At 70.6% G+C, this 20,230-nt stretch carries 19 protein-coding genes; 13 read left to right on the top strand and 6 right to left on the bottom strand.

Annotated features, from left to right (window positions below; translation table 11 throughout):
* The first annotated feature begins 49 nt into the window (after positions 1-49).
* From STROP_RS18515 to STROP_RS18485, 7 genes are all read left to right on the top strand, one after another.
* Positions 50-1,606, top strand: a complete 1,557-nt coding sequence (locus STROP_RS18515; RefSeq protein ID WP_012014890.1) for a S1C family serine protease — start codon at positions 50-52, stop codon at positions 1,604-1,606.
* Between the two features lie 311 nt (positions 1,607-1,917).
* The gene (locus STROP_RS18510; RefSeq protein ID WP_026275132.1) at positions 1,918-3,024 is read left to right on the top strand and encodes a glycosyltransferase family 4 protein; all 1,107 of its coding nucleotides are present in this window, start codon (positions 1,918-1,920) and stop codon (positions 3,022-3,024) included.
* Between the two features lie 85 nt (positions 3,025-3,109).
* Positions 3,110-3,940, top strand: coding sequence for a patatin-like phospholipase family protein (locus STROP_RS18505; protein WP_012014888.1), 831 nt, complete (start codon positions 3,110-3,112; stop codon positions 3,938-3,940).
* The gene (locus STROP_RS18500; RefSeq protein WP_012014887.1) at positions 3,940-4,956 is read left to right on the top strand and encodes a 1-acyl-sn-glycerol-3-phosphate acyltransferase; all 1,017 of its coding nucleotides are present in this window, start codon (positions 3,940-3,942) and stop codon (positions 4,954-4,956) included. Before STROP_RS18505 ends, STROP_RS18500 begins: the two co-directional genes overlap by 1 nt.
* Positions 4,957-4,965: 9 nt before the next feature.
* The gene (gene cutA / locus STROP_RS18495; protein ID WP_012014886.1) at positions 4,966-5,283 is read left to right on the top strand and encodes a divalent-cation tolerance protein CutA; all 318 of its coding nucleotides are present in this window, start codon (positions 4,966-4,968) and stop codon (positions 5,281-5,283) included.
* Positions 5,284-5,411: 128 nt separating this feature from the next.
* Positions 5,412-6,455, top strand: coding sequence for a fatty acid desaturase family protein (locus tag STROP_RS18490; RefSeq protein ID WP_012014885.1), 1,044 nt, complete (start codon positions 5,412-5,414; stop codon positions 6,453-6,455).
* Positions 6,456-6,585: 130 nt separating this feature from the next.
* Entirely contained in the window at positions 6,586-7,737 is a 1,152-nt protein-coding gene (locus STROP_RS18485) for an FHA domain-containing protein (RefSeq protein WP_012014884.1), read from the top strand.
* An 80-nt stretch (positions 7,738-7,817) separates the two neighbouring features.
* Here the strand turns inward: STROP_RS18485 and rocD are convergent, their stop codons facing one another.
* From rocD to STROP_RS18470, 3 genes are all read right to left on the bottom strand, one after another.
* Positions 7,818-9,032, bottom strand: a complete 1,215-nt coding sequence (rocD, locus tag STROP_RS18480) for an ornithine--oxo-acid transaminase (RefSeq protein ID WP_012014883.1) — start codon at positions 9,030-9,032, stop codon at positions 7,818-7,820.
* Positions 9,033-9,842, bottom strand: a complete 810-nt coding sequence (gene ddaH, locus STROP_RS18475; protein ID WP_026275130.1) for a dimethylargininase — start codon at positions 9,840-9,842, stop codon at positions 9,033-9,035.
* A gap of 220 nt (positions 9,843-10,062) precedes the next feature.
* Positions 10,063-11,433: an FAD-dependent oxidoreductase gene (locus tag STROP_RS18470; protein ID WP_012014881.1), complete on the bottom strand. Its 1,371-nt coding sequence runs from the start codon at positions 11,431-11,433 to the stop codon at positions 10,063-10,065.
* A gap of 138 nt (positions 11,434-11,571) precedes the next feature.
* Here STROP_RS18470 and STROP_RS18465 point away from each other — a divergent pair, with 138 nt between their 5' ends.
* Positions 11,572-13,011, top strand: a complete 1,440-nt coding sequence (locus STROP_RS18465) for a carbohydrate-binding protein (protein WP_012014880.1) — start codon at positions 11,572-11,574, stop codon at positions 13,009-13,011.
* A 150-nt stretch (positions 13,012-13,161) separates the two neighbouring features.
* Positions 13,162-13,917 (top strand): 3-oxoacyl-ACP reductase FabG, encoded by a 756-nt coding sequence (fabG, locus tag STROP_RS18460; RefSeq protein WP_026275129.1) that lies wholly within the window; start codon positions 13,162-13,164, stop codon positions 13,915-13,917.
* Here fabG and STROP_RS18455 read toward each other — a convergent pair.
* Both STROP_RS18455 and STROP_RS18450 read right to left on the bottom strand, forming a co-directional pair.
* Entirely contained in the window at positions 13,890-14,378 is a 489-nt protein-coding gene (locus tag STROP_RS18455) for a hypothetical protein (protein ID WP_012014878.1), read from the bottom strand. The genes fabG and STROP_RS18455 overlap by 28 nt on opposite strands.
* Positions 14,371-14,787 carry a hypothetical protein gene (locus STROP_RS18450; protein ID WP_012014877.1) on the bottom strand — a complete coding sequence of 139 codons (417 nt, stop codon included), beginning with the start codon at positions 14,785-14,787 and terminating at the stop codon, positions 14,371-14,373. Before STROP_RS18450 ends, STROP_RS18455 begins: the two co-directional genes overlap by 8 nt.
* 199 nt (positions 14,788-14,986) lie before the next feature.
* Here STROP_RS18450 and STROP_RS18445 point away from each other — a divergent pair, with 199 nt between their 5' ends.
* From STROP_RS18445 to STROP_RS18435, 3 genes are all read left to right on the top strand, one after another.
* Positions 14,987-15,910: a Gfo/Idh/MocA family protein gene (locus STROP_RS18445; protein WP_018830627.1), complete on the top strand. Its 924-nt coding sequence runs from the start codon at positions 14,987-14,989 to the stop codon at positions 15,908-15,910.
* 294 nt (positions 15,911-16,204) lie between these two features.
* Entirely contained in the window at positions 16,205-17,002 is a 798-nt protein-coding gene (gene erm, locus STROP_RS18440; protein ID WP_012014875.1) for an ErmE/ErmH/ErmO/ErmR family 23S rRNA (adenine(2058)-N(6))-methyltransferase, read from the top strand.
* A gap of 284 nt (positions 17,003-17,286) precedes the next feature.
* Positions 17,287-18,639, top strand: coding sequence for an autotransporter outer membrane beta-barrel domain-containing protein (locus STROP_RS18435; protein WP_043535466.1), 1,353 nt, complete (start codon positions 17,287-17,289; stop codon positions 18,637-18,639).
* Positions 18,640-18,644: 5 nt separating this feature from the next.
* Here the strand turns inward: STROP_RS18435 and STROP_RS18430 are convergent, their stop codons facing one another.
* Positions 18,645-18,836 carry a DUF2795 domain-containing protein gene (locus STROP_RS18430; RefSeq protein ID WP_012014873.1) on the bottom strand — a complete coding sequence of 64 codons (192 nt, stop codon included), beginning with the start codon at positions 18,834-18,836 and terminating at the stop codon, positions 18,645-18,647.
* A gap of 71 nt (positions 18,837-18,907) precedes the next feature.
* Between STROP_RS18430 and STROP_RS18425 the strand changes: the two genes are divergently transcribed.
* The gene (locus tag STROP_RS18425) at positions 18,908-20,164 is read left to right on the top strand and encodes an erythromycin esterase family protein (protein ID WP_012014872.1); all 1,257 of its coding nucleotides are present in this window, start codon (positions 18,908-18,910) and stop codon (positions 20,162-20,164) included.
* Positions 20,165-20,230: the final 66 nt, after the last annotated feature.

Here is a 20,230-nt window from a genome sequence, read left to right as displayed (position 1 = left end):
CACAGCTGGGTTGCAGGCTGATCGAAGTGGTAGGGGAGAAGGTGGTTCCATGACCGACTACGAGTCCGACCCGCAGCGTCGGCAGGCCCCCGGGGACGCCGAGCCGTCGCACCCCACTGTCGACCTGTCTCGCCTCGAGCGCGCCCAGTCCGACTCTTCGGCCGCTACCTCCGGTGCGGACAGTAGCTTCGCGCCGCCTGCCGACACCACGACCGGCCCCACTGAGGCGTTGCCGGTCTCGGCTTCGGGCGCCTCGCCGTCGGCTGACCCCACTGAGGCGTTGCCGGTCTCGGCTTCGGGCGCCTCGCCGTCGGCTGACCCCACTGAGGCGCTCGCCCCCCAGCTCGGCGCCGCGCCCGTCGCCGGCCCGGCCGGTGGCCACCCCTACCCACCCGGCTACTCGCCACAACACCCCGGTGCTCCCTGGTACGGGCCGCGGTCCACCGCCTGGAGCGGAGGGCAGCCAGGCGGGTACGGAGCCCCGTTCTACCCGGGTCAGCCGGCGCAGCTGGCCGGACAGCCCGCGCCACCGTGGGCGGCGCCGCAAACCGGTCCGCATCCGGGCAGCCGGATCGCGAAGTTCATCGGCGCGGGCGTCGCGGTGCTCGCCCTGATGTTCGGCTCCGGTGTCGCCGGCGGCGCGCTCGCACTCGCCCTGAATGACGGCTCCGGCGTCACGCGCACCTACTCCGCGGCCCCGATCATCGACAGCGCCGACCTGCCGCGGATCGCCGCCGCGGTGCAGCCCAGCGTGGTGTCGATCGGCACCGACAGCGGCGGGGGCTCGGGCGTGATCCTCACCGCCGACGGATATGTGCTGACCAACAACCACGTGATCGCCACGGCCAGCGGCGACACCGTGCTGGTGACCTTCGCCGACGGCGAGACGGCGTCGGCGGAGATCACCGGCACCGACCCCAAGACCGACCTGGCGGTGGTGAAGGCCGCCGGGGTCAGCGACCTGACGCCGGCGGAATTCGGCGACAGCGACGCGATGCAGGTCGGCGACCAGGTTCTCGCCCTCGGTAGTCCACTGGGCCTGCAGGGGTCGGTGACCGCCGGCATCCTCAGCGCGCGGGACCGCACCATCCAGGCCGGCAGCTCGGAGCAGGACCCGACGGCGGGGGTCACCTCGATCTCGGGGCTGTTGCAGACCGACGCGCCGATCAACCCGGGCAACTCCGGTGGGGCGCTGGTCAACACCCGGGGCGAGGTGATCGGGATCAACACCGCGATCGCCACCAGTGGCCAGGGCAGCACCGGCAACATCGGGGTCGGGTTCGCCATCCCCAGCAACAAGGCCGAGGACGTCGCCGAGAAGCTGCAACGGGGTGAGAAGGTCAGCCATCCCACCCTCGGTGTCAGCGTCACCGCCGCCGAGGGCGGCGGTGCCCTGGTGGCCGCGGTCCTCCCCGACAGCGCTGCCGAGCGGGCGGGCTTCCAGCAGGGCGACGTCATCACTCGGTTCGGCGACAAGGTGATCGCTGACTCCGAGGATCTGGTCGCCGTGGTCCAGGCCGGCAAGGTGGGCGACCGGGTGGATGTGACATACAAGCGCAACAATGTTGAAGCGACCGCAACCGTGACGCTCGCCGAAGCGTCCTAAAGAAGTGACGCCCACCCAGGGCGGCACTGCGATCCGGACTTTCCTCCTCCCTCCTGCGGCGGGTGGTGGAGCCAAGGGGGTTGGCTCCACTGCCCGCCGCGTCTCTTGTTGACGGTCACTCACCTCGGGCGGGGTGAGTGACCATCCCCGGCTCCAGACGCCGTCGGGGTGAACCAGGACCGGTCGGTGCGGCGGGGTGTGTGCCCGGCTTGTCCGGTTTAGTCGGGTGGCAACCGGGAATCCGTCCCCGACTGGCAGCCGTGGTGGAGGCGGGGCAGCGGCGTGCCCACCAGCGGCCGGAGGGGGGACTCGTGGCGCGCAACCGCGGGGACGGCAGCTCGGCCGGGCGGCCGCTACGGATCGCGATGGTGGTCCCACCGTGGCTGTCGGTGCCGCCACCCGGCTACGGCGGCCTGGAACACGTCGTCGCTGGCCTGGTGGACGGGCTGATCGCCCGGGGCCACCCGGTGACCCTCTTCGGGGCGGGTGAGCAGACCGGAACCGCCGCCCGCTTCGTCTCGACCGACGCCGAGCTGAAGTTTCCCCGGATGGGCGAGGCGTTGCCCGAGCTGGCCCACCTCGTTCAGGTGAATCAGCTCGTCACCCCGGAACACTTCGACGTGGTCCACGACCACACCACGATCGGACCACTGTTGGCCGGGCGGCGGTCAGTGCCCACCGTCGCCACCGTGCACGGCAACCCGGTCGGGGAGTACGGCAACATCCTCGAAGAGATCGATCAGGGTGTCGGTCTGGTGGCCATCTCCCATGCCCAACGGCGGGTCAACCTGCGGCTGCCGTGGATCGGCACCGTGCACAACGCGCTGGACGTCGAAGACATCCCGCACAAGCTGACCCCGGGCCGGGGGCCGGTGCTCTGGCTGGCCCGGTTCAGCCCGGACAAGGGACCCGATCTCGCGATCCGGGCCTGCCGGGCGGCCGGCCTGCCGCTGATCCTCGCCGGCAAGTGCAACGAACCGGCCGAACGTCGCTACTTCGACGAGGTGGTCCGGCCAATGCTGGACGACGATGTCACCGTCGTCCTCGATGCCGACCGGCGAGACTCGTTCCGCCTGCTCGTCGAAGCCCGCTGTCTGGTGATGCCGATCCAGTGGGAGGAGCCGTTCGGTGTCGTCATGCTGGAGGCGATGGCCACCGGGACGCCGGTGGTGGCGCTACGTCGGGGTGCCGTGCCGGAGTTGATCCGGCCCGGCCGCACCGGCCTGATCTGCGAGAGCGTGGACGAGTTGCCAGGGGCGCTGCGGGTGGCGGGCGGACTGGACCCGGCGGTCTGTGTTGCGCACGTGGTGGAGAACTTTTCCACCACCCAGCTGGTTGACGGCTACGAGGCGGTGCTCCAGCGGTTCGTCTCGGCGGTGGTCCCCGCGCGAGAACCCGCCCCCATCACATTTCGCTGAGGGGCGGCGGCCGGATCAGTCCGCCCGGGGGGAGGTGGGCGATGGGCCGGCAGGCGGGCGGCGTCGCCATGTCAGGATGGCAGCTATGGCTCGGGGACCGGTGGCGTTTGTGCTCGGTGGCGGCGGCGTCCTCGGTGCGGTCGAGGTCGGCATGCTGCGTGCCCTGTTCCGCGCCGACATCCGGCCCGATCTGGTGTTCGGCACATCGATTGGTGCGGTCAACGGGGTGCTGGTGGCGGCTGATCCGTCCACCACGGTCATCGACCGGCTGGTTCGGCTCTGGGCCTCCCCCGAGGCGGGCGAAGTGTACGGCGACTCGGTAGCCCGGCAGCTACGCCGGTTCGCCGCGCGTACCCATCTGCACTCGCCGCGGCCACTGCGCAAACTGTTGGAACGGGAAGTCGGCGCTGACACCACCTTCGCGGACCTGCGGGTGCCCTTCCGCTGCTGCGCGGCGAACATCGAGCGGGCCGCCGAGCACTGGTTCGACACCGGGCCGGTGGTGCCGGCGGTCCTCGCCAGCGCCTCCGTGCCGGGTCTCCTCCCCCCAGCTCAGATCGATGGCCAGCACTACATCGACGGGGGCGTGGTCAACTCGATCCCGATCGGTGAGGCGGTGGCGGCCGGAGCCACCCGGATCTTCGTGCTCCAGGTGGGGCGGATTGAACGCGAGCTCAGCCCACCCCGGCGGCCCTGGGAGATCGCCCAGGTCGCGTTCGAGATCGCCCGCCGGCATCGGTTCGCCCGGGAGATGGCCGCCGTGCCCGACGGGGTCCAGGTGCACGTGCTGCCGACCGGCGGCATCCAGCCCCGGGAGGACTCGCCGTGGGCGTACCGGGACACGGCAGCGGTGGGGCGGCGGATCAGCCGGGCCTACACAGCCTCCCGGCACTACCTGGCCCAGCTGGACCGCTGATGCCACCACCACCCCGGTGGCTGCGCCGGCTGCTCCTGGCGCCGGGTGTGGTCGTGCTGGCGGTCACCGTGGTGATGACGGTGCCGGTATGGGCCCTGCTCGCCCTGGCCGCCTCGCCGTTTGTACCAGGTCGGCTGCGTCCACTACGGCTGCTCTGGATCGGTCTCGTCTATCTGGTGTGGGACGCGGCAGCGCTGATCGTGCTCTTCGTGCTCTGGGTCGCCTCCGGGTTCGGCTGGCGGGTCCGGTCCCCGGCGTTCGAACAGGCTCACTACCGGCTCGCCGGCTGGTTCCTGCGGGTGCTGTTCTGGCAGGCCCGGTGGAGCCTGCGACTCTCCATCGAGGTGGCCGGCGCCGATCCGGACACGGCCCTGGCCGGACGGCCGGAGCTGGTGTTGTGTCGGCACGCCGGCCCGGGTGACTCGTTCATCCTGATCCATGCCCTGGTCAACTGGTTCCGTCGGGAGCCGCGGATCGTGCTCAAGAACACCCTGCAGTGGGATCCGGCGGTTGACGTGCTGCTCAACCGCCTACCGAACCGCTTTCTCGCGCCCGGCCCGGACGGCCGCGCGACGTTGACCGAGCAGATCGGGCAGCTCGCCGCTGGCTTGGACGATGACGATGCCTTCGTGCTCTTTCCCGAGGGCGGTAACTTCACGCCGAAGCGTCGCGTGCGGGCGATCGCTCGGCTGCGGGAACTGGGCCACGAGTTGATGGCGTCACGGGCGGAACGGATGCGCCACGTGCTTGCCCCGCAGCCGGGCGGGCTGCTGGCCGCGCTGGACGCCGCCCCCGACGTCGGCGTCATCTTCGTCGCCCACACCGGTCTGGACCGGATGGTGACCGTTGCCGACGTGTGGCGGGAGCTCCCCATGGACAAGCGGATCGTGATGCGCTTCTGGTCTGTGCCCCCGGAGGAGGTGCCGGTCGGTGCGCAGGAGCGCATCGATTGGCTCTTCGACTGGTGGGGGCGGATGGACGAGTGGATCGCCAAGAACCAGGACGGGCCCACATAGGGTGACCACGTGGAGGAGATCTGTGTGGTGACGACGGTGGTGGACGAGCGCACGGTCGCGGGGGTGCTCGCGGACGCGGCGGTGGCCGCCCACCTGGCGGCCTGCGCGCAGGTGGGCGGTCAGGTGGACAGTACGTATTGGTGGCAACAGCGCGTCGAGACCCACTCCGAATGGTCCGTGCAGTTCAAGACCGCTCTGGACCGAGCCGACGCACTGGTCGAGCAGATCCAGGCCAACCACCCGTACGACGTACCGGAGATCCTGGTTAACCGGGTGCAGAGCAACTCCGACTACGCCGCCTGGATCCACGAGCAGACCCGGCCGTAACCCGCCCCGGTAGGGCTTACCCCACCCCCGGCGTGGGGCGCACCGGCTTACCCACCGCGGCCGTCCTCGGAAAAATCAGTGTCGGTGGTCGAGCTGACCGGCGCGACCGGAGCCGAGGAGGGTGGGCGATGATGCGGCAGATGGTGGCGGATCCGCCGGTACGGGGCAGTGAGTACGCCGAGTTGTCCCGGCAGATTCGGGCGGCAGGACTCCTGGAACGTCGTCCGGGCTGGTACGCGGTTCGGATCGGGTTGACCACCGCGTCTTTCGGCGCGGTCTGGGCTCTGGTCGTACTTGTCGGCGACTCCTGGGGGCAGGCAGCGGTCGCGGCACTGATGGCGGTGGCCAGCACCCAGGTGGCCTTCCTCGGTCACGACGCCGGGCACCGGCAGATGTTCCGGCGGCGTGGGCCCAGTGAACTGGTCGGCCTGCTCGCCGGGAACCTGGCGGTCGGGCTCAGCTACGGATGGTGGGTGGAGAAGCACAACCGGCACCACGCCAACCCCAACCACGCCGACGAGGACCCGGACGTGGGGGCGGGGGCGTTGGTCTGGTCGGTGGAACAGGCCGGTGCGACCCGGGGGTTCGCCCGGTGGCTGGCTCGCCGGCAGGCGTTCCTCTTCTTTCCGATGCTGCTGCTGGAAGGGCTGAACCTGCATCTGTCGAGCCTGCGAGCTATCGCCGGTCGGGGGCCGGACGGGCGGTTTGAGACACCGATGCGGCACCGGGGTGCCGAGGCGTTCCTGCTCGCCGCACACACCATCCTCTACGTCGGCGGCTTGCTGCTGGTGATGTCCCCCGGGAAGGCGTTGGTCTTCGCGGCTGTCCACCAGGGGCTGTGGGGGCTGTACATGGGGTGCTCGTTCGCTCCGAATCACAAGGGTATGCCGATGCCGACCGCCGTTGATGAGTTGGACTTCCTGCGGAAGCAGGTGATCACTTCACGCAACGTACGCGGGGGCTGGTTTGTCGACTTTGCGTTGGGTGGGTTAAACCATCAGATCGAGCACCATCTGTTTCCTAATATGCCACGCGGCAGCCTGCGCCGGGCTCGACCGATCGTCCGGGCCTACTGCGCGCAGCGGGGTGTCCCGTACGTCGAGGTGGGACTGGTCGAGTCGTACCGGCAGGCGCTCGCGCACCTGCATGCGGTTGGCCAACCGCTACGTTGAGTGAGTAACGGGTCTCGGTGGCGAGGTGGCGCCGGCACCGCTGGTCAGCTCCGGACCGGTGTTGCCGGTAGGGTCGGCCCATGGCAGACGTGCTCACCGGGCGGAGGGCGACCTCCGTGGGGGAGATCCGATGAGATTCGAGATCAGTAAGGTGCTGGACGCCATCGAGGGCCGGGTGTCCACCGACCCCTGGCTGACCCGCGCGGTGCTCGACCTGGCCGAGGTGATCCGGTATCAGGATATCGACGGTGGTCGGCCCGCCAGTCTGCTCCGCCTCGGCATGGTGATTGATGCCCTGGCGCGTCACCTGGAGGAGGACAGCGTCCCGGTCTACGCGGTGGTGCACCGTGGGGTGCTCTCCGACGCGGACCTGACGTCGAACGAGCGGATGGTGGTGCGTCGCTGGGCCGACGACGGCCTGGTGGAGGTGCTCGACAATCCCGGTGGCCGGATGCTGGAGGTCGCCGACCTGCTCGGGCTTCCGGTGTTGAGCCGGGCCCGGTTCGACGGGTTGCGGGGACGCTTTCCCTGGGTGGCCGACCAGCCCGGCCGGGTGGTCGCCCCGGTGCCCGCCCAGAGCGGGCCGACCTTCGTCGCGCATGTCGGTGGCGGGGGCGCCGTCTCCGCCGGGGACCGGTCCGCGGTCGGTAGCAAGCTGTTGGCGCGGCACTGGCGGTGCCCCGAGTCCCCGTGCGCGCTCTTCGGCCAGGGCGGTGGAGGTGGGGCCTTCGCCGACCTGGCCGCGGTCAGCGATCGCAGCCCGGTGACGCAGCCGCCGCCCAGCCTCCGCGGTGGAGTGCCGATCTGCCCCCGGCACGGCGCTCGGCTCAGCGATGCGGGTCCGCGTCCTCGGTCGGCGGTGCTGGCGGTCCGGGTCGGTGGTCTGATCCGGCGCCGGTTCGTGCTCACCGACTCCGAACCGGTGCTGGTCGGGCGGGCTCCGGAGGCTGACGGTGGGATCATCCTCGGCCAGTGGCTCAACGACGAGGCCCGCCGGTGGATCAGCCGCAGCCACCTGCGACTGGAGCTGCGCGTCGGCGAGATCGTCGTCACCGACGTGAGCACCAACGGCTCGGGGATCCGGCCGAACGGGTCGATGGCCGAGGCGGAGCGCGTTCCGCTGGCGCCGCAGCAGTCCCGGGTGCTGGCCGAGGGGGAGATGGTGGAGCTGTACCCGGGCGTGCAGGTCGGGCGCCCAGACGAACTGCCAGCTGGTGCGCCGTACACCCCAGCCTCGGTGATGGCCGAGGCGCCGACGATGGCGATGCGTCTGCCACGCTGACCCGGCCCCGGCGCCTGCCGCGCTGATCGACCTGGCGGGCGTGCCGGGCGACCTGCCCGGCACGCCCGCCCGTACGTAGGTTATTCGGCGAGGATCGCAGCGAGCTGCGCCACCGCGTGGTCGAGCTCTTCCTCGGTGATGACCAGGGGCGGGGCCAGGCGGATGGTGGAGCCGTGGGTGTCCTTGGCGAGGACACCGCGGGTCATCAGCCGTTCGCTCGCCTCCCGCCCGCTCATCAGGGCCGGATCGATGTCCAGGCCAGCCCAGAGCCCGCGGCCCCGGACCGCGAGCAGGCCCCTACCGACCAGCGCCTGGAGCTTGGCGTGCAACCGGGCGCCGAGCTCGGCGGAGCGGCGTTGGAACTCGCCGGTGGCCAGGAGCCGGACCACCTCGGTGGCGACCGCGGCGGCGAGGGGGTTGCCGCCGAAGGTGGAGCCGTGCTGGCCCGGCTGGAGCACCCCGAGCACCCCGGCATCCGCCGCGACGGCCGAGACCGGCACGATACCGCCGCCGAGCGCCTTGCCGAGCAGGTACATGTCCGGCACGACATCCTCGTGTTCGCAGGCGAACGTGGTGCCGGTGCGGCCCAGGCCGGACTGGATCTCGTCGGCGAGCAGGAGCACGTTCCGCTCGGTGCAGATCCGCCGCACCCCCGGCAGGTAGCCGGCCGGTGGCACGATGACCCCCTGCTCGCCCTGGATCGGCTCGAGCAGCACCGCGACGGTGTTCTCGTCGATGGCGGCGGTCAGCGCGTCCAGGTCGCCGTAGGCGACGCAGCGGAAGCCCGGCGTGTACGGCCCGAAGTCGGCGCGGGCGTCCTCGTCCGTGGAGAAGCTGACGATGGTGGTGGTGCGGCCGTGGAAGTTGCCCTCGGCCACCACAATGTTCGCCTGCTCCGCCGCGACCCCCTTGACCCGGTAGCCCCACTTGCGGGCCACCTTGATACCGGTCTCGACGGCCTCGGCCCCGGTGTTCATCGGCAGTACCAGCTCCTTGCCGCAGAGCTGGGACAACTCCCGACAGAAGTCGGCGAACCGGTCGTGACTGAAGGCGCGGCTGGTCAGGGTGAGTCGGTCCAGCTGGGCGTGCGCGGCCTCGACCAACTTCGGGTGGCGATGCCCGAAGTTGAGCGCCGAGTAGCCGGCCAGGCAGTCCAGGTAGCGCCGGCCGTCCACGTCGGTCACCCAGGCGCCCTCGGCCGAGGAGACGACCACCGGCAGCGGATGGTAGTTGTGCGCTGTCCACCGTTGCGCATCGCGTACGGCGGCGGGCGTCCGCACCTCTTCTTCGATCATCTATTCGCCTCCCTGTCGGAGTCGCAACGTGCAGCACTTCGGGCCGCCGCCGGCCTTACGCAGCTCGGACAGGTCGACCCCGATCGTCTGGTAGCCCCGCTCCCGCAGCTTCGCCGCCAAGTCGGTGGCCTGCGCCGGCAGTACGACGTGCTGGCCGTCGCTGACCGCGTTGAGGCCCAGGACCACGGCGTCGGCCATGCTGGCGTGTACGGCGTCCGGGAAGAGTCGGCGCAGCACCGCCTGGCTGCCGGGGGAGAAGGCCTCGGGGAGGTACGCGATGGTGTGTTCGTCGAGCACGGTCAACGCGGTGTCCAGGTGGTAGAAGCGGGGGTCCACCAGCTGCATGGTGAGGACCGGGTAGCCGAAGACCTCCTGCACCTGCGCATGGGCGGGGTGCGCGGTCCGGAACCCGGTGCCGGCGAGCAGGTGGCCACCGGCGAGCAGGATGTCGCCCTCCCCCTCGTTGATGTGCTTCGGATCGTGTACCTCGAGGCCGGCGGCTTCGAACCAGGCACGGTAGGCGGGTGCCTCGTCGGCGCGCTGTGGATCCCGGAACTGCACCGCCAAGGCCTTGCTGCCGAGGACCGTGCCGCCGTTCGCGGCGAAGACCATGTCGGGTAGGCCCGGCAGCGGAGCGATCTCCTCGACGGTGTGGCCCAGGTCCCGGTAGGTCTGGCGTAGCTGCTCCCACTGCCGGATCGCCAGGTCGGCGTCGACCGGCGCGGTCGGGTCCATCCACGGATTGATCGCGTAGTCGACGGCGAAGTATGTCGGCCGGCACATGAGGAAGCGCTGGCGGGTGGCGTCCATCGGCATTGTCCTGCTCCCAGTGTGGGGCGCGCCCGGCCACCGTGGCCCATGGGCTGGCGCCGTTGCTCCACGGTATGTGGGGTAGGTCAGCAGGATCCACCGTAGGAAGTTGCTTTGGTCGTCGGATTGTTGCGTTTGACGGCTCGTTGACGGCGTTTCGTTGCAGGTGCTGTCGGGAGGGAGCTCCGGCCTGTCCGACACGGGAGGGGGTGACCCCTCGTCACCGCCCGAGGGCTTCGACGGCCTTACGTGCGGCGATCAGCACCGGATCCCAGACCGGGGAGTACGGCGGGGCGTATCCGAGGTCAAGAGCGGTCATGTCATCCACCGTCATGCCGTTCCAGAGCGCCACGGCCAGGGCGTCGATCCGCTTCGCCGCCTCCGACCAGCCCACGATCTGCGCGCCGAGGAGCCGCCCGGTGGGCCGTTCGGCGATGAGCTTGACGGTCATCGGGCGGGAGCCGGGGAAGTAGCCGGCCCGGTTGGTGGACTCGGTGATCACCGAGACGAACTCGAACCCCGCTGCCGCGGCGTCCTGCTCCCGGAGCCCGGTGCGGCCGACCTCCAGGTCGCAAACCTTGATCACCGCGGTGCCGATGACCCCGGGAAAGGTCGCGTACCCGCCGCCGATGTTGACGCCGGCGACCCGGCCCTGCTTGTTGGCGTGCGTGCCGAGCGGTATGTGTACGGGCAATCCGCTGACCCGGTGCAGGCACTCCACGCAGTCACCGGCGGCCCACACGTCGTCGACTCCGGGCACCCGCATACGCCGGTCCACCCGCAGTGCCCCGCTGGGCCCGATCGGTAGCCCCGCGGCCTCGGCGAGCGCGACGTTGGGGCGGACACCGAGGCCGAGTACGACCAGGTCGGCGGGGATCGGCCCGTCAGAGGTGAGCACCGCGCAGACCCGCCCGTTTCGTTCCTGTAAGCCGGTCACCTCCAGGTCGGTCTGGATCTGCACCCCCACTCCGCGCATGGCGTCGTTGACCAGCTTGGCCATGTCGGGGTCCACGGTCGACATCGGTTGCTTGGCCTTCTCGACCAGGGTTACCGCCAGCCCGCGCTGGATCAGCGCTTCGGCCATCTCGACTCCGATATAGCCCCCGCCGACCACGACCGCCTGGCTGGGCCGCGGATCTGCGTCCAGCCAGTCCCGGAGAGCGGCGCCGTCGTCGAGGGTCTGCACGCCGAAGACGCCGTCCACCCCGGTGCGCGCCCACGCGGGCCGCAGCGGGTGGGCGCCGGTCGCATAGACCAGGGTGTCGAATCGCTCGCGGACCTCGCCGCCGTTGGCCAGGTCCCGGGCGACCACCTCGCGCCGGTCGAGGTCGACGGTGGTGACCTCGTGGCGTAGCCGGACACCGATGTCGAACCGATCTCGGAACGTTGTCGGATCGCGGGCGACGAGCTGGTCGCGTTGTGGCACTAGGCCGCTGATCCAGTACGGGATGCCGCACGCCGAGTAGGACGTGAACCGGCCCCGCTCAAAGGCAATGATCTCCAGGTCGTCCGGGCCACGGCGGCGGCGGGCCTGGGACGCCGCCGCCATCCCGGCGGCATCGCCGCCGATGACGATCAACCGTTCTGCCACCAGCTCATCCTGTCACGGATCGGTCCGGGTCAGGGTGTGCTGAGCCGAGGAAAGAGAGATCGACATTGACAACTGCATGGGGGGCACGTACAACCGGAGAGAGCGCTCTCTCGACCCGTCCCCCAGAGAGGCACGTTCATGCACACGCCACCCGGGGCGCCTGCCGCCCTGCCCGCGAGACGCCGGAAGCGACTGGCGCTGGCGCTATTCACCGCCCTCACCACCACCGCACTGGCCGGTGTCGCGGTCACCGCGAACGCCGCCGTGCCCACACCCGAGCCCGGCTGGAGTCTGGTCTGGAGCGACGACTTCGACGGTGCGGCCGGCACCCTGCCGTCCTCGGCCAACTGGATCATCGATGTCGGCACCAGCTACCCCGGTGGTCCGCCCAACTGGGGCACCGGCGAGATCCAGACGTATACCGACAGCACCGCCAACCTCAGTCACGACGGTGCGGGCAACCTACGGATCACCCCGCTGCGCGACTCGTCCGGTGGGTGGACCTCGGCCCGGATCGAGACCGTGCGGACCGACTTCAAGCCGCCGTCCGGAGGCGTCCTCGCGATCGAGGGTCGACTCCAGGTGCCGAACGTGACCGGAGCCCCGGCGGCCGGCTACTGGCCGGCGTTCTGGGCGCTCGGGTCGCCATACCGGGGTAACTACCAGAACTGGCCGAGCGTCGGCGAGTTCGACGTGATGGAGAACGTCAACGGGATCAACTCGGTGTGGGGCGTGCTGCACTGCGGCTTCGCGCCGGGCGGGCCGTGCGACGAGTTCAACGGCATCGGTGCCTCCCGAACCTGCCCGGGGGCCACCTGTCAGTCGGCGTTCCACACCTACCGGTTCGAGTGGGACGCCTCGGTCAGCCCGCAGGAGCTGCGCTGGTACGTCGACGGTGAGCAATACCACACGGTGACGCAGACCCGGGTCGGCGAACCGGCCTGGTCGCAGATGACCAGCCACGACGGCTACTTCCTGTTGCTCAACGTGGCGATGGGTGGCGCCTTCCCGAATGGTGTCGCCGGGGGAACCACCCCGACCGCCGCGACGGTGCCGGGCCGGCCGATGCTCGTTGACTACGTCGCCGTCTACAGCCGGGGCGCCGGTACCGCCCCGCCGACCACGGCCCCGCCGACCACGGCTCCACCGACCACCGCCCCGCCCGGTGGGGTGCGGGACGCGTACGCGACGATCGAGGCCGAGTCGTTCGACGGTCAGAACGGTGTTCGGGTGGAGGACGCCACCGAGGGTGGGGAGAACATCGGCTACCTGCGCAACGGTGACTGGGCCCGGTACGACAACGTCGAGTTCGGGGCCACCCCACCACGGGACTTTGTCGCTCGGGTTGCCTCCGGCGCCGGTGGTGGGGTGAGCGGGTTGGTCGAAGTGCGCCTGGACAGCCCGACCAGCCCACCGATCGGCAGCTTCGCGATCGGCAGCACCGGCGGCTGGCAGAGCTGGCGTTCGGTGCCCGGCAACGTCACCGGCCCCACCGGCCGCCATACCGTTTATCTGACCTTCACCAGCGGCCAGCCGAACGATTTCGTCAACGTCAACTGGTTCACCTTCCGTCGGTGAGGTGCAAGCGGCCCCTGTCGGCTTCTCGTCGACGTCGACAAGGGCCGCTTGCCTGCTCCCTCCCGTCGGTGGCGTAGCTTCCTCGCCGGGCGTCAAGTCGACTCGGGTGGGTTAGGCTCCTCCGATCGATCGAGGTTACTGGGAGGTAGCATGTCGGAGCAGCGGGTCGCGATCGTGACCGGCGCGGCACGGGGCATCGGGGCGGCCACCGCCCGGCGGCTGGCCGCCGACGGGTTGGCCGTCGCCGTGGTGGACATCGACGAGTCCGCGACCGGTGATACCGTCGCGGCCATCGCCGCCGCGGGTGGGCGGGCGCTTGGCGTCGGCGCGGACGTGTCGGACCGGGCCCAGGTGGAGGCAGCCGTCGAGCGGGTCGCCGCCGATCTCGGCGCGCCCACCGTTCTGGTGAACAATGCCGGTGTTCTGCGGGACAACCTGCTGTTCAAGATGTCCGATGCCGACTGGGAAACCGTGCTGGGCGTGCACCTGCGGGGTGCCTTCCTGTTCAGCCAGGCCACCCAGCAGCACATGGTCGAGCAGCGGTGGGGCCGGATCGTCAACCTCTCCAGCATCTCCGCACTCGGCAACCGGGGCCAGGCGAACTACGCCACCGCCAAGGCCGGACTGCAGGGCTTCACGAAGACCCTCGCGATCGAGTTGGGCCCGTTCGGGGTGACGGTCAACGCGGTCGCTCCGGGTTTCATCGTCACCGACATGACCGCGGCGACCGCCGCCCGAATGAAGATTGACTTCGAGACGCTACAGAAACACGCTGAGGCGGAGATTCCAGTCCGCCGGGTGGGCCGTCCGGAGGACATCGCCCACACCATCTCGTTCCTGGCCAGTGCGGGCGCGTCGTTCGTCTCCGGGCAGGTCATCTACGTCGCCGGCGGGCCGAAGGACTGATTCGACGGGACCCGGGGCGGCCTCGGCCGGCTGGGGACAGCCAGGTCGAGGTCGTGGCGGGTACGCCAGAGCCAGAGCAGACCGAGTACCGGCAGCACCAGCGGGATGTAGCCGTACCCGCTGCCGAAGCCGGACCAGACCGTCTCGTCCGGGAACAACTCCGGCCGGGCCTGGCTGGCCGCACCGACACCCACCACCCCGACCAACTCGACCGTGCAGCAGGCCAGCGCGATCAGTCGGCCGGTGCGACCGGCCCGGCCCAGCCCCACCGCCGCCACGATGTAGACCGTCGCGGCGAAGGCGGAGAGGAGGTACGCCATCGGCGCTGTTTCGAACCGGGTGGCGATCTGTAGGCCGGCCCGGCTGGTGGCGGCGATGGCGAAGAGCAGGTAAACCGCGATCAGGAGGCGGCCGGGGCCGGTGTTGGTCCGCGTCCGCTCGGTGGGTTGCGGGTCAGCCACCGAGCACCGCCCAGGTCTGCTGGAGTCGGACCAGAACCACCGGGGTGACCAGGCAGATCGTGCAGACGATGGCCGACCCCCACCGGGTGGGCTCCATTCGGGCCAGCACCCAGGCCAGCGGGGGCAGGCAGACCAGGGTGGCCAGGTAACCAAAGAAGGCTCCCGGCTCGTCCGGCCGCTGACCACCGCCGAGGGCAGCCAGGGTGCCGACGGCGAGCACGAGCAGCGCCGCCTCCAGTACGGCCAGGCCGGCGAACTGCGGCCGGTCCGGGGCACGGTGCCGCAGCGTCGCCACGAGGGCCCAGCCCGCGACGAGGAGTGACAGCACGATCGGGACGGTGGTGAGGAGCCCGTCGATGGGAAGGTCGGCGGCAGCGCTGGTGGTCGCGCGCGCTTCGGTCACCGGCACACTCTACTAATCCGGGTGGTACACCCACCGGTGGCGTCCTCGCCCGCGCAGGAGCGGAGTCACGACGTCGGTCTGTCGCCGGGACCGGCACCAGCGGTGCGCCGGCGGGCCGAGGGGGTAACGCGGACGGCCGGGGAACGGCCGGATAGCGTTGTCTGGGACACCGCGGTGGGCCGCGGTGCCGACTGGTTGGGGGTCTGTGGTGCGGTTCGGGTTGTTCGGTACCGGGCACTGGGCGGGCGGGACGCACGGAGCGGGTCTGGCTGCCCATCCCCGTACCGACTTGGTCGGTGTCTGGGGGCGGGATCCGGCCAAGGCCGCCGCGCTCGCCGAGCAGTACGGCGTGCCGGCGTTCGACGACGCCGACGCCCTCATCGAGGCGTGCGACGCCGTGGCGATCGCGCTGCCGCCGGATGTGCAGGTCGAGCTGGCGACCCGGGCCGCCGAGGCGGGACGGCACCTGCTGCTCGACAAGCCGCTCGCACTGACCCTCGACGACGCCGACCGGCTGGTCGCCACGGCGGGGGCCGCCGGCGTTGCCTCGCTGGTCTTCTTCACCCAGCGCTATCACCAGAACGTCACCAACTTCCTCACCGCCACCGCCGCGGACGGCGGCTGGCAACACGCCGAGGCGACCCTCTTCACCTCGATCTTCCAGCCCGGCAGCCCGTACGCGGGCTCTACCTGGCGGCGTGAGCACGGTGGGCTCTGGGACATTGGTCCGCACGCGCTGTCACTGATCCTGCCGGTCATGGGTCGGGTCACCCGGGTCGCGGCGATGGACGGCCCCCGGGGTCTGGTGCACCTGCTGCTCAACCACGACAACGGCGCAACGAGCAGACTGTCGCTCACCCTGGACGCGCCCAGCGGAGCGGTTCGCCGGGACATCGTCTTCTACGGCGAGAGCGGCATCGAGACTGTTCCCTACGGTAACGACACGCTGGCCGGGGCGTTCGGGACGGCGATCGACCAGCTCCTGGCGGAGATCGACTCGGGAACCCGGGATCACCGCCTCGACGTCCGGTTCGGTCGTGAGGTGGTGGCCATCCTGGCGGCGGCCGAGACGGCCCGCGCCGAGTCCCGCACCGTTGAGGTTCCCGTGCAACCATCCAGCACGTCCTGACTGATGGTGGTACGGCGGAAAATATGTCGAGCGGAGTGACCGGGGCGACTACTGTCCGGGACATGTTCGCGTACACCCTGACTGAGTGGGCCGCCGTGTCGGCTGCCCGCGGGCCGCTGTTGGTGGCCCGCCCGCGCGTTCGGCGTCCGGCCCCGGCCGGCGCACACCGCGCCTGACTCACCGCGCACCGCGCGCCAGCGCCGAGGGCCGTCCGAGTCCCGACCCATCCGGACAGGCCCTGATCCCGGCTGCCTGTCCAGCGTCGCCAGAGGGCGACAGACAGGACGACGACCCGTGGCGCCCCGCCGTACCCGAGTAACCGAACGCGACCGGTCCCGTCGCGTACTCTCTCAGAACTTTCTCGTTGATCCGGCCGCGGTCAACCGGCTGACCCGGGCGGCCCAGCCCGACCCGGACCGCCTCCTGCTGGAGGTGGGTGCCGGGCGTGGCCAGTTGACCCGGCTGCTCGCCGCCCGCAGCCGTCACCTCATCGCCTACGAGGTAGACCCGGTCAACGCTGCCGAACTGGCCCGGAGCTGCGCGGGTCTGCCCACCGTGACCTGTCGGCAGGCCGACTTCCTGACCGCCTCGCCGCCGCGGGCGCCGTTCGACGTGGTCGGCAACATCCCGTGGTCGCTGACCTCGGCCGTGGTCCGATGGTGTCTGGCTGCGCCGGGCCTACGCGCGGCCACCCTGCTCACCCAACTCGAGTACGCCCGCAAGCGCAGCGGTGACTACGGGCGGTGGACGCGGTTGACCGTGCGTAGCTGGCCGGAGTTCAGCTGGCGGCTGGCCGGGAGGGTACCCCGTACGGCGTTCCGTCCGACACCGCGGGTGGACGCCGGCATCCTGCGTATCGAGCGCCGCCGGGAGCCGCTGCTGCCGGTGGCGGCTCTGCCCGCGTACCGCCGGATGGTCGAGTTGGGCTTCGACGGCGTTGGCGGCTCGCTCGCGGCATCACTGGGCCGCCGCCATCCACGGGTGCGAGTGGCGGCGGCGTTGCGCGCGACTCGACTCGATCCGGCGCCCCCGGTCGGTCAGGTCTGGCCGGAGCAGTGGCTGGCGCTGTTCCGCCTGCTACGCCCTTCGTGATCCTTTGGTGGTTTATGTGCTATTTAGCAGGAGTTGAGTGATTTATCTGTTTCATGTATCTAGGCTCTGTTTGTCGAACGGGAGTAGCTCGGAAAGGTTTGGCCGAGCATGGGGGCAACGGAGGGCACGTGATGAGAACACGCAGTGCGACGCCGGGCGAGGGCGCCACCGTGGACCGGTCACCTCGGTGGCGTCGGGTACTGCCAACCGCGGCGGTCATCGGAGCGGCAGCTCTGACCGGTTCGGCCGGGGCTCCCTTCCTGGGACAACGTGCGGCGACTGCGATGGGGCCCGGACTGGGACCGGCGACGGTCACCGGTGCTCCGGCCCCGGACCGGGAGCGCCCCCACAGCGACCGATACACGGACAAGGGCGACGGCACCTGGATGGGCGCGTGGGGAGTCGCCGGCGACCCCGGCTGGCACGGCACCCGGCACCGCGACGGCGCGGAGAGCAAGAAGCGCACCGACAAGAAGGAGAAGTACACCACCGTGCCGTGTGACTCGGACGCCTTGATCGCGGCGATCACGGCGGCGAACGCCGCCGGTGGCGGGCGCCTCTCCCTGGCCGAGAAGTGTCGGTACACGCTGACCATCAACCTGGACGGCAACGGCCTGCCGGAAATCCTCGCGCCGATCAAGATCCGTGGAAACGGCGCCACCATCGTCCGGGCCGCCAACGCGGAGGCCTTCCGCATCGTCACTGTCGGCATCGGAGGCGACCTGGAGCTACGTGACCTCCGGATCAAGGGCGGGCAGAGTGAAGGGGACGGTGGCGGGATCTTCGTCGAGGCGGGGGGCCGACTCCGACTGGACCACGTCACGATGGCCGACAACATCTCCACCGGCGACGACGGCGACGGCGGTGGGATCGCCAACGAGGGGCAGAGCACGATCGTGCACAGCACGATCACCCAGAACATCTCCGCGAACGATGGCGGGGGGGTCCACAACGACGGCAACGGCAGCGTGACCATCAAGAAGTCCGTGATCGCCAAGAATCAGGCGGGGGACACCGGAGGGGGTGTGGAGAACGACGGTGCCGCCATCAAGATCGCCTACAGCGTGGTGCACGGCAACAACGCCGTCGACGACGGCGGCGGCGTCTACACCTGTGCGGGGGTGACAACGATCTCGCGCACCGTCGTCTCCGACAACCATGCCGGCGACACGAGCGGCGGTGTTGGCCACGAGGTCGGCGTCAGCGGGCACATGACCGACGTCACGATCCGCCGCAACACGGCCGGCACCACCGGTGGCGGCATCGCGGTGGAGGGCGACGGATCCACGGTCACCGTCGCGGACAGCAAGATTGTCGAGAACAACGCCGTGGCCGGGGCCGGCGGCGGCGTCTGGATCGAGGATGACGACAGCGGCAACGAGGTAACCATCCGGCGCACCACGATCAGCCGCAACCAGGCCACGAGTGCGGGCGCCACGGGTGGCGGCATCTACAACGGCACGAACACCACCATGGCGTTGAACAACACCCGCGTCATCGACAACCTCGCCAACACCGCGCCGGGAGGGATAGACAACCGCGGCACGATCACGGTGGCCGGCAAGGTCGTCATCGTTGGCAACCGGCCCACCAACTGCGCCGGCAGCCCCAACCCCGTCCCGACGTGCGCCGGCTGAACCGGCTAGCCGAGCGGGTTCAGCGCCTCGGACAGCTCGGCCGAGGAGTCGAAACTCTCCTCCGGAAGCAGCCGCAGCACCTGCAACAGCTCCGTGCCCACCCCGTTCTCCTGGCCCCACCGGACCAGGTCCTCGCGGGAGACAGGGTAGTCGAGGGTGGCGATGTACTCCTGCAACTGCGCGCCGGAGACGGTCATGCGCCCGGTTACCCGCCCCGCGCCCCGGCACACCGGGTTTGTCCACCCGGCGCGCGGGGTAGCCGCCCGGCATGCTGGTTCAGCGGCTCGGCGCCCCGAGTGACTTCGACCCGTTGCTGGAGCGCGCCCGGGACGCCCGGATCGTGATGCTCGGGGAGGCGACCCACGGCAGCCATGACTACTACCGGCTGCGCGGGGAGCTGACCCGGCGGTTGATCGCCGAGGGGGGCTTCTCGTTCGTCGCGGTCGAGGGGGACTGGCCGGACTGCGACCGGGTGCATCGCTCGGTCACGGCCGACCCCGACGCCGCGGTCGAACCGCGGGCCGCCCTCGAGCGGTTCGAGCGGTGGCCCACCTGGATGTGGGCGAACGCGGAGGTGGCCCGCTTCTGCCGCTGGCTACGGGAGTGGAACGGGCAACGGCCCGAACCGGAACGGGTGGGCTTCCACGGGTTGGACGTCTACAGCCTCTGGGAGTCGATGCAGGCCATCTTCGACTACCTGGGGGAGGAGGCACCGGGGACACTGGACGCGGCGCAGGACGCCTACCGGTGCTTCGAGCCGTACGGACGGCGAATCGAGGAGTACGGTGCGGCGAGCCGGTTCGTCTCCGCACGGTGTGAGGACGAGGTTGTCTGCCTGCTCGCGCGGATTCGGGAACACGCGGCGAGCGACGGTGCGGACGCCTTCTCGGCCTGGCAGAACGCGGAGGTCGTCACCGGCGCGGAGCGGTACTACCGCGCCATGGTCGGGGGTGGACCAGAGTCGTGGAACGTCCGGGACCACCACATGGCCGACACGCTCGACCGGTTGCTGGATCGCTACGGCCCCGGGGCGCGTGGGGTGGTGTGGGCCCACAACACCCACATCGGGGACGCGCGGGCAACCGACATGGCCGCCGACGGCATGGTGAACCTCGGCCAGCTGGCCCGGGACCGGTACGGCCGGGACGATGTGGTCCTGGTCGGCTTCGGTAGCCATCGGGGCACGGTGGTCGCCGCGCCGCACTGGGGCTCGCCGGCCGAGAAGATGATCGTTCCACCGGCCCGGGAGGGCTCGGTGGAGCGGCGCCTGCACGACCTGCTGCCCGAGCAGGCGGTGCTGGTCTTCGGCGGTGCCGACCAGCCGGACTGGGTCACCGAGCCGTTGGACCACCGGGCGATCGGTGTGGTCTACAACCCCTCCTCCGAGTCCTGGGGTAACTATCAGCCGACGCGGCTGGGGGAGCGATACGACGGGTTCGTCTGGTGTGACGAGGCGACCGCCCTGGACCCGCTCCCCGCTCGGGGTGCCCGCGGTGAGCTGGAGACGTACCCGGCCGGGGTGTAGCGGGCGGAGGACCCCAGGTCCGGCCGTGCAGGACCCCTGCCCGGCGCACTACGTGAAGGGCCCCCT

The organism is Salinispora tropica CNB-440, from assembly GCF_000016425.1.
Lineage (GTDB): Bacteria > Actinomycetota > Actinomycetes > Mycobacteriales > Micromonosporaceae > Micromonospora > Micromonospora tropica.
Note: the sequence above shows the minus strand (reverse complement) of the source record. Positions and strands in the feature narration are given on the sequence as shown.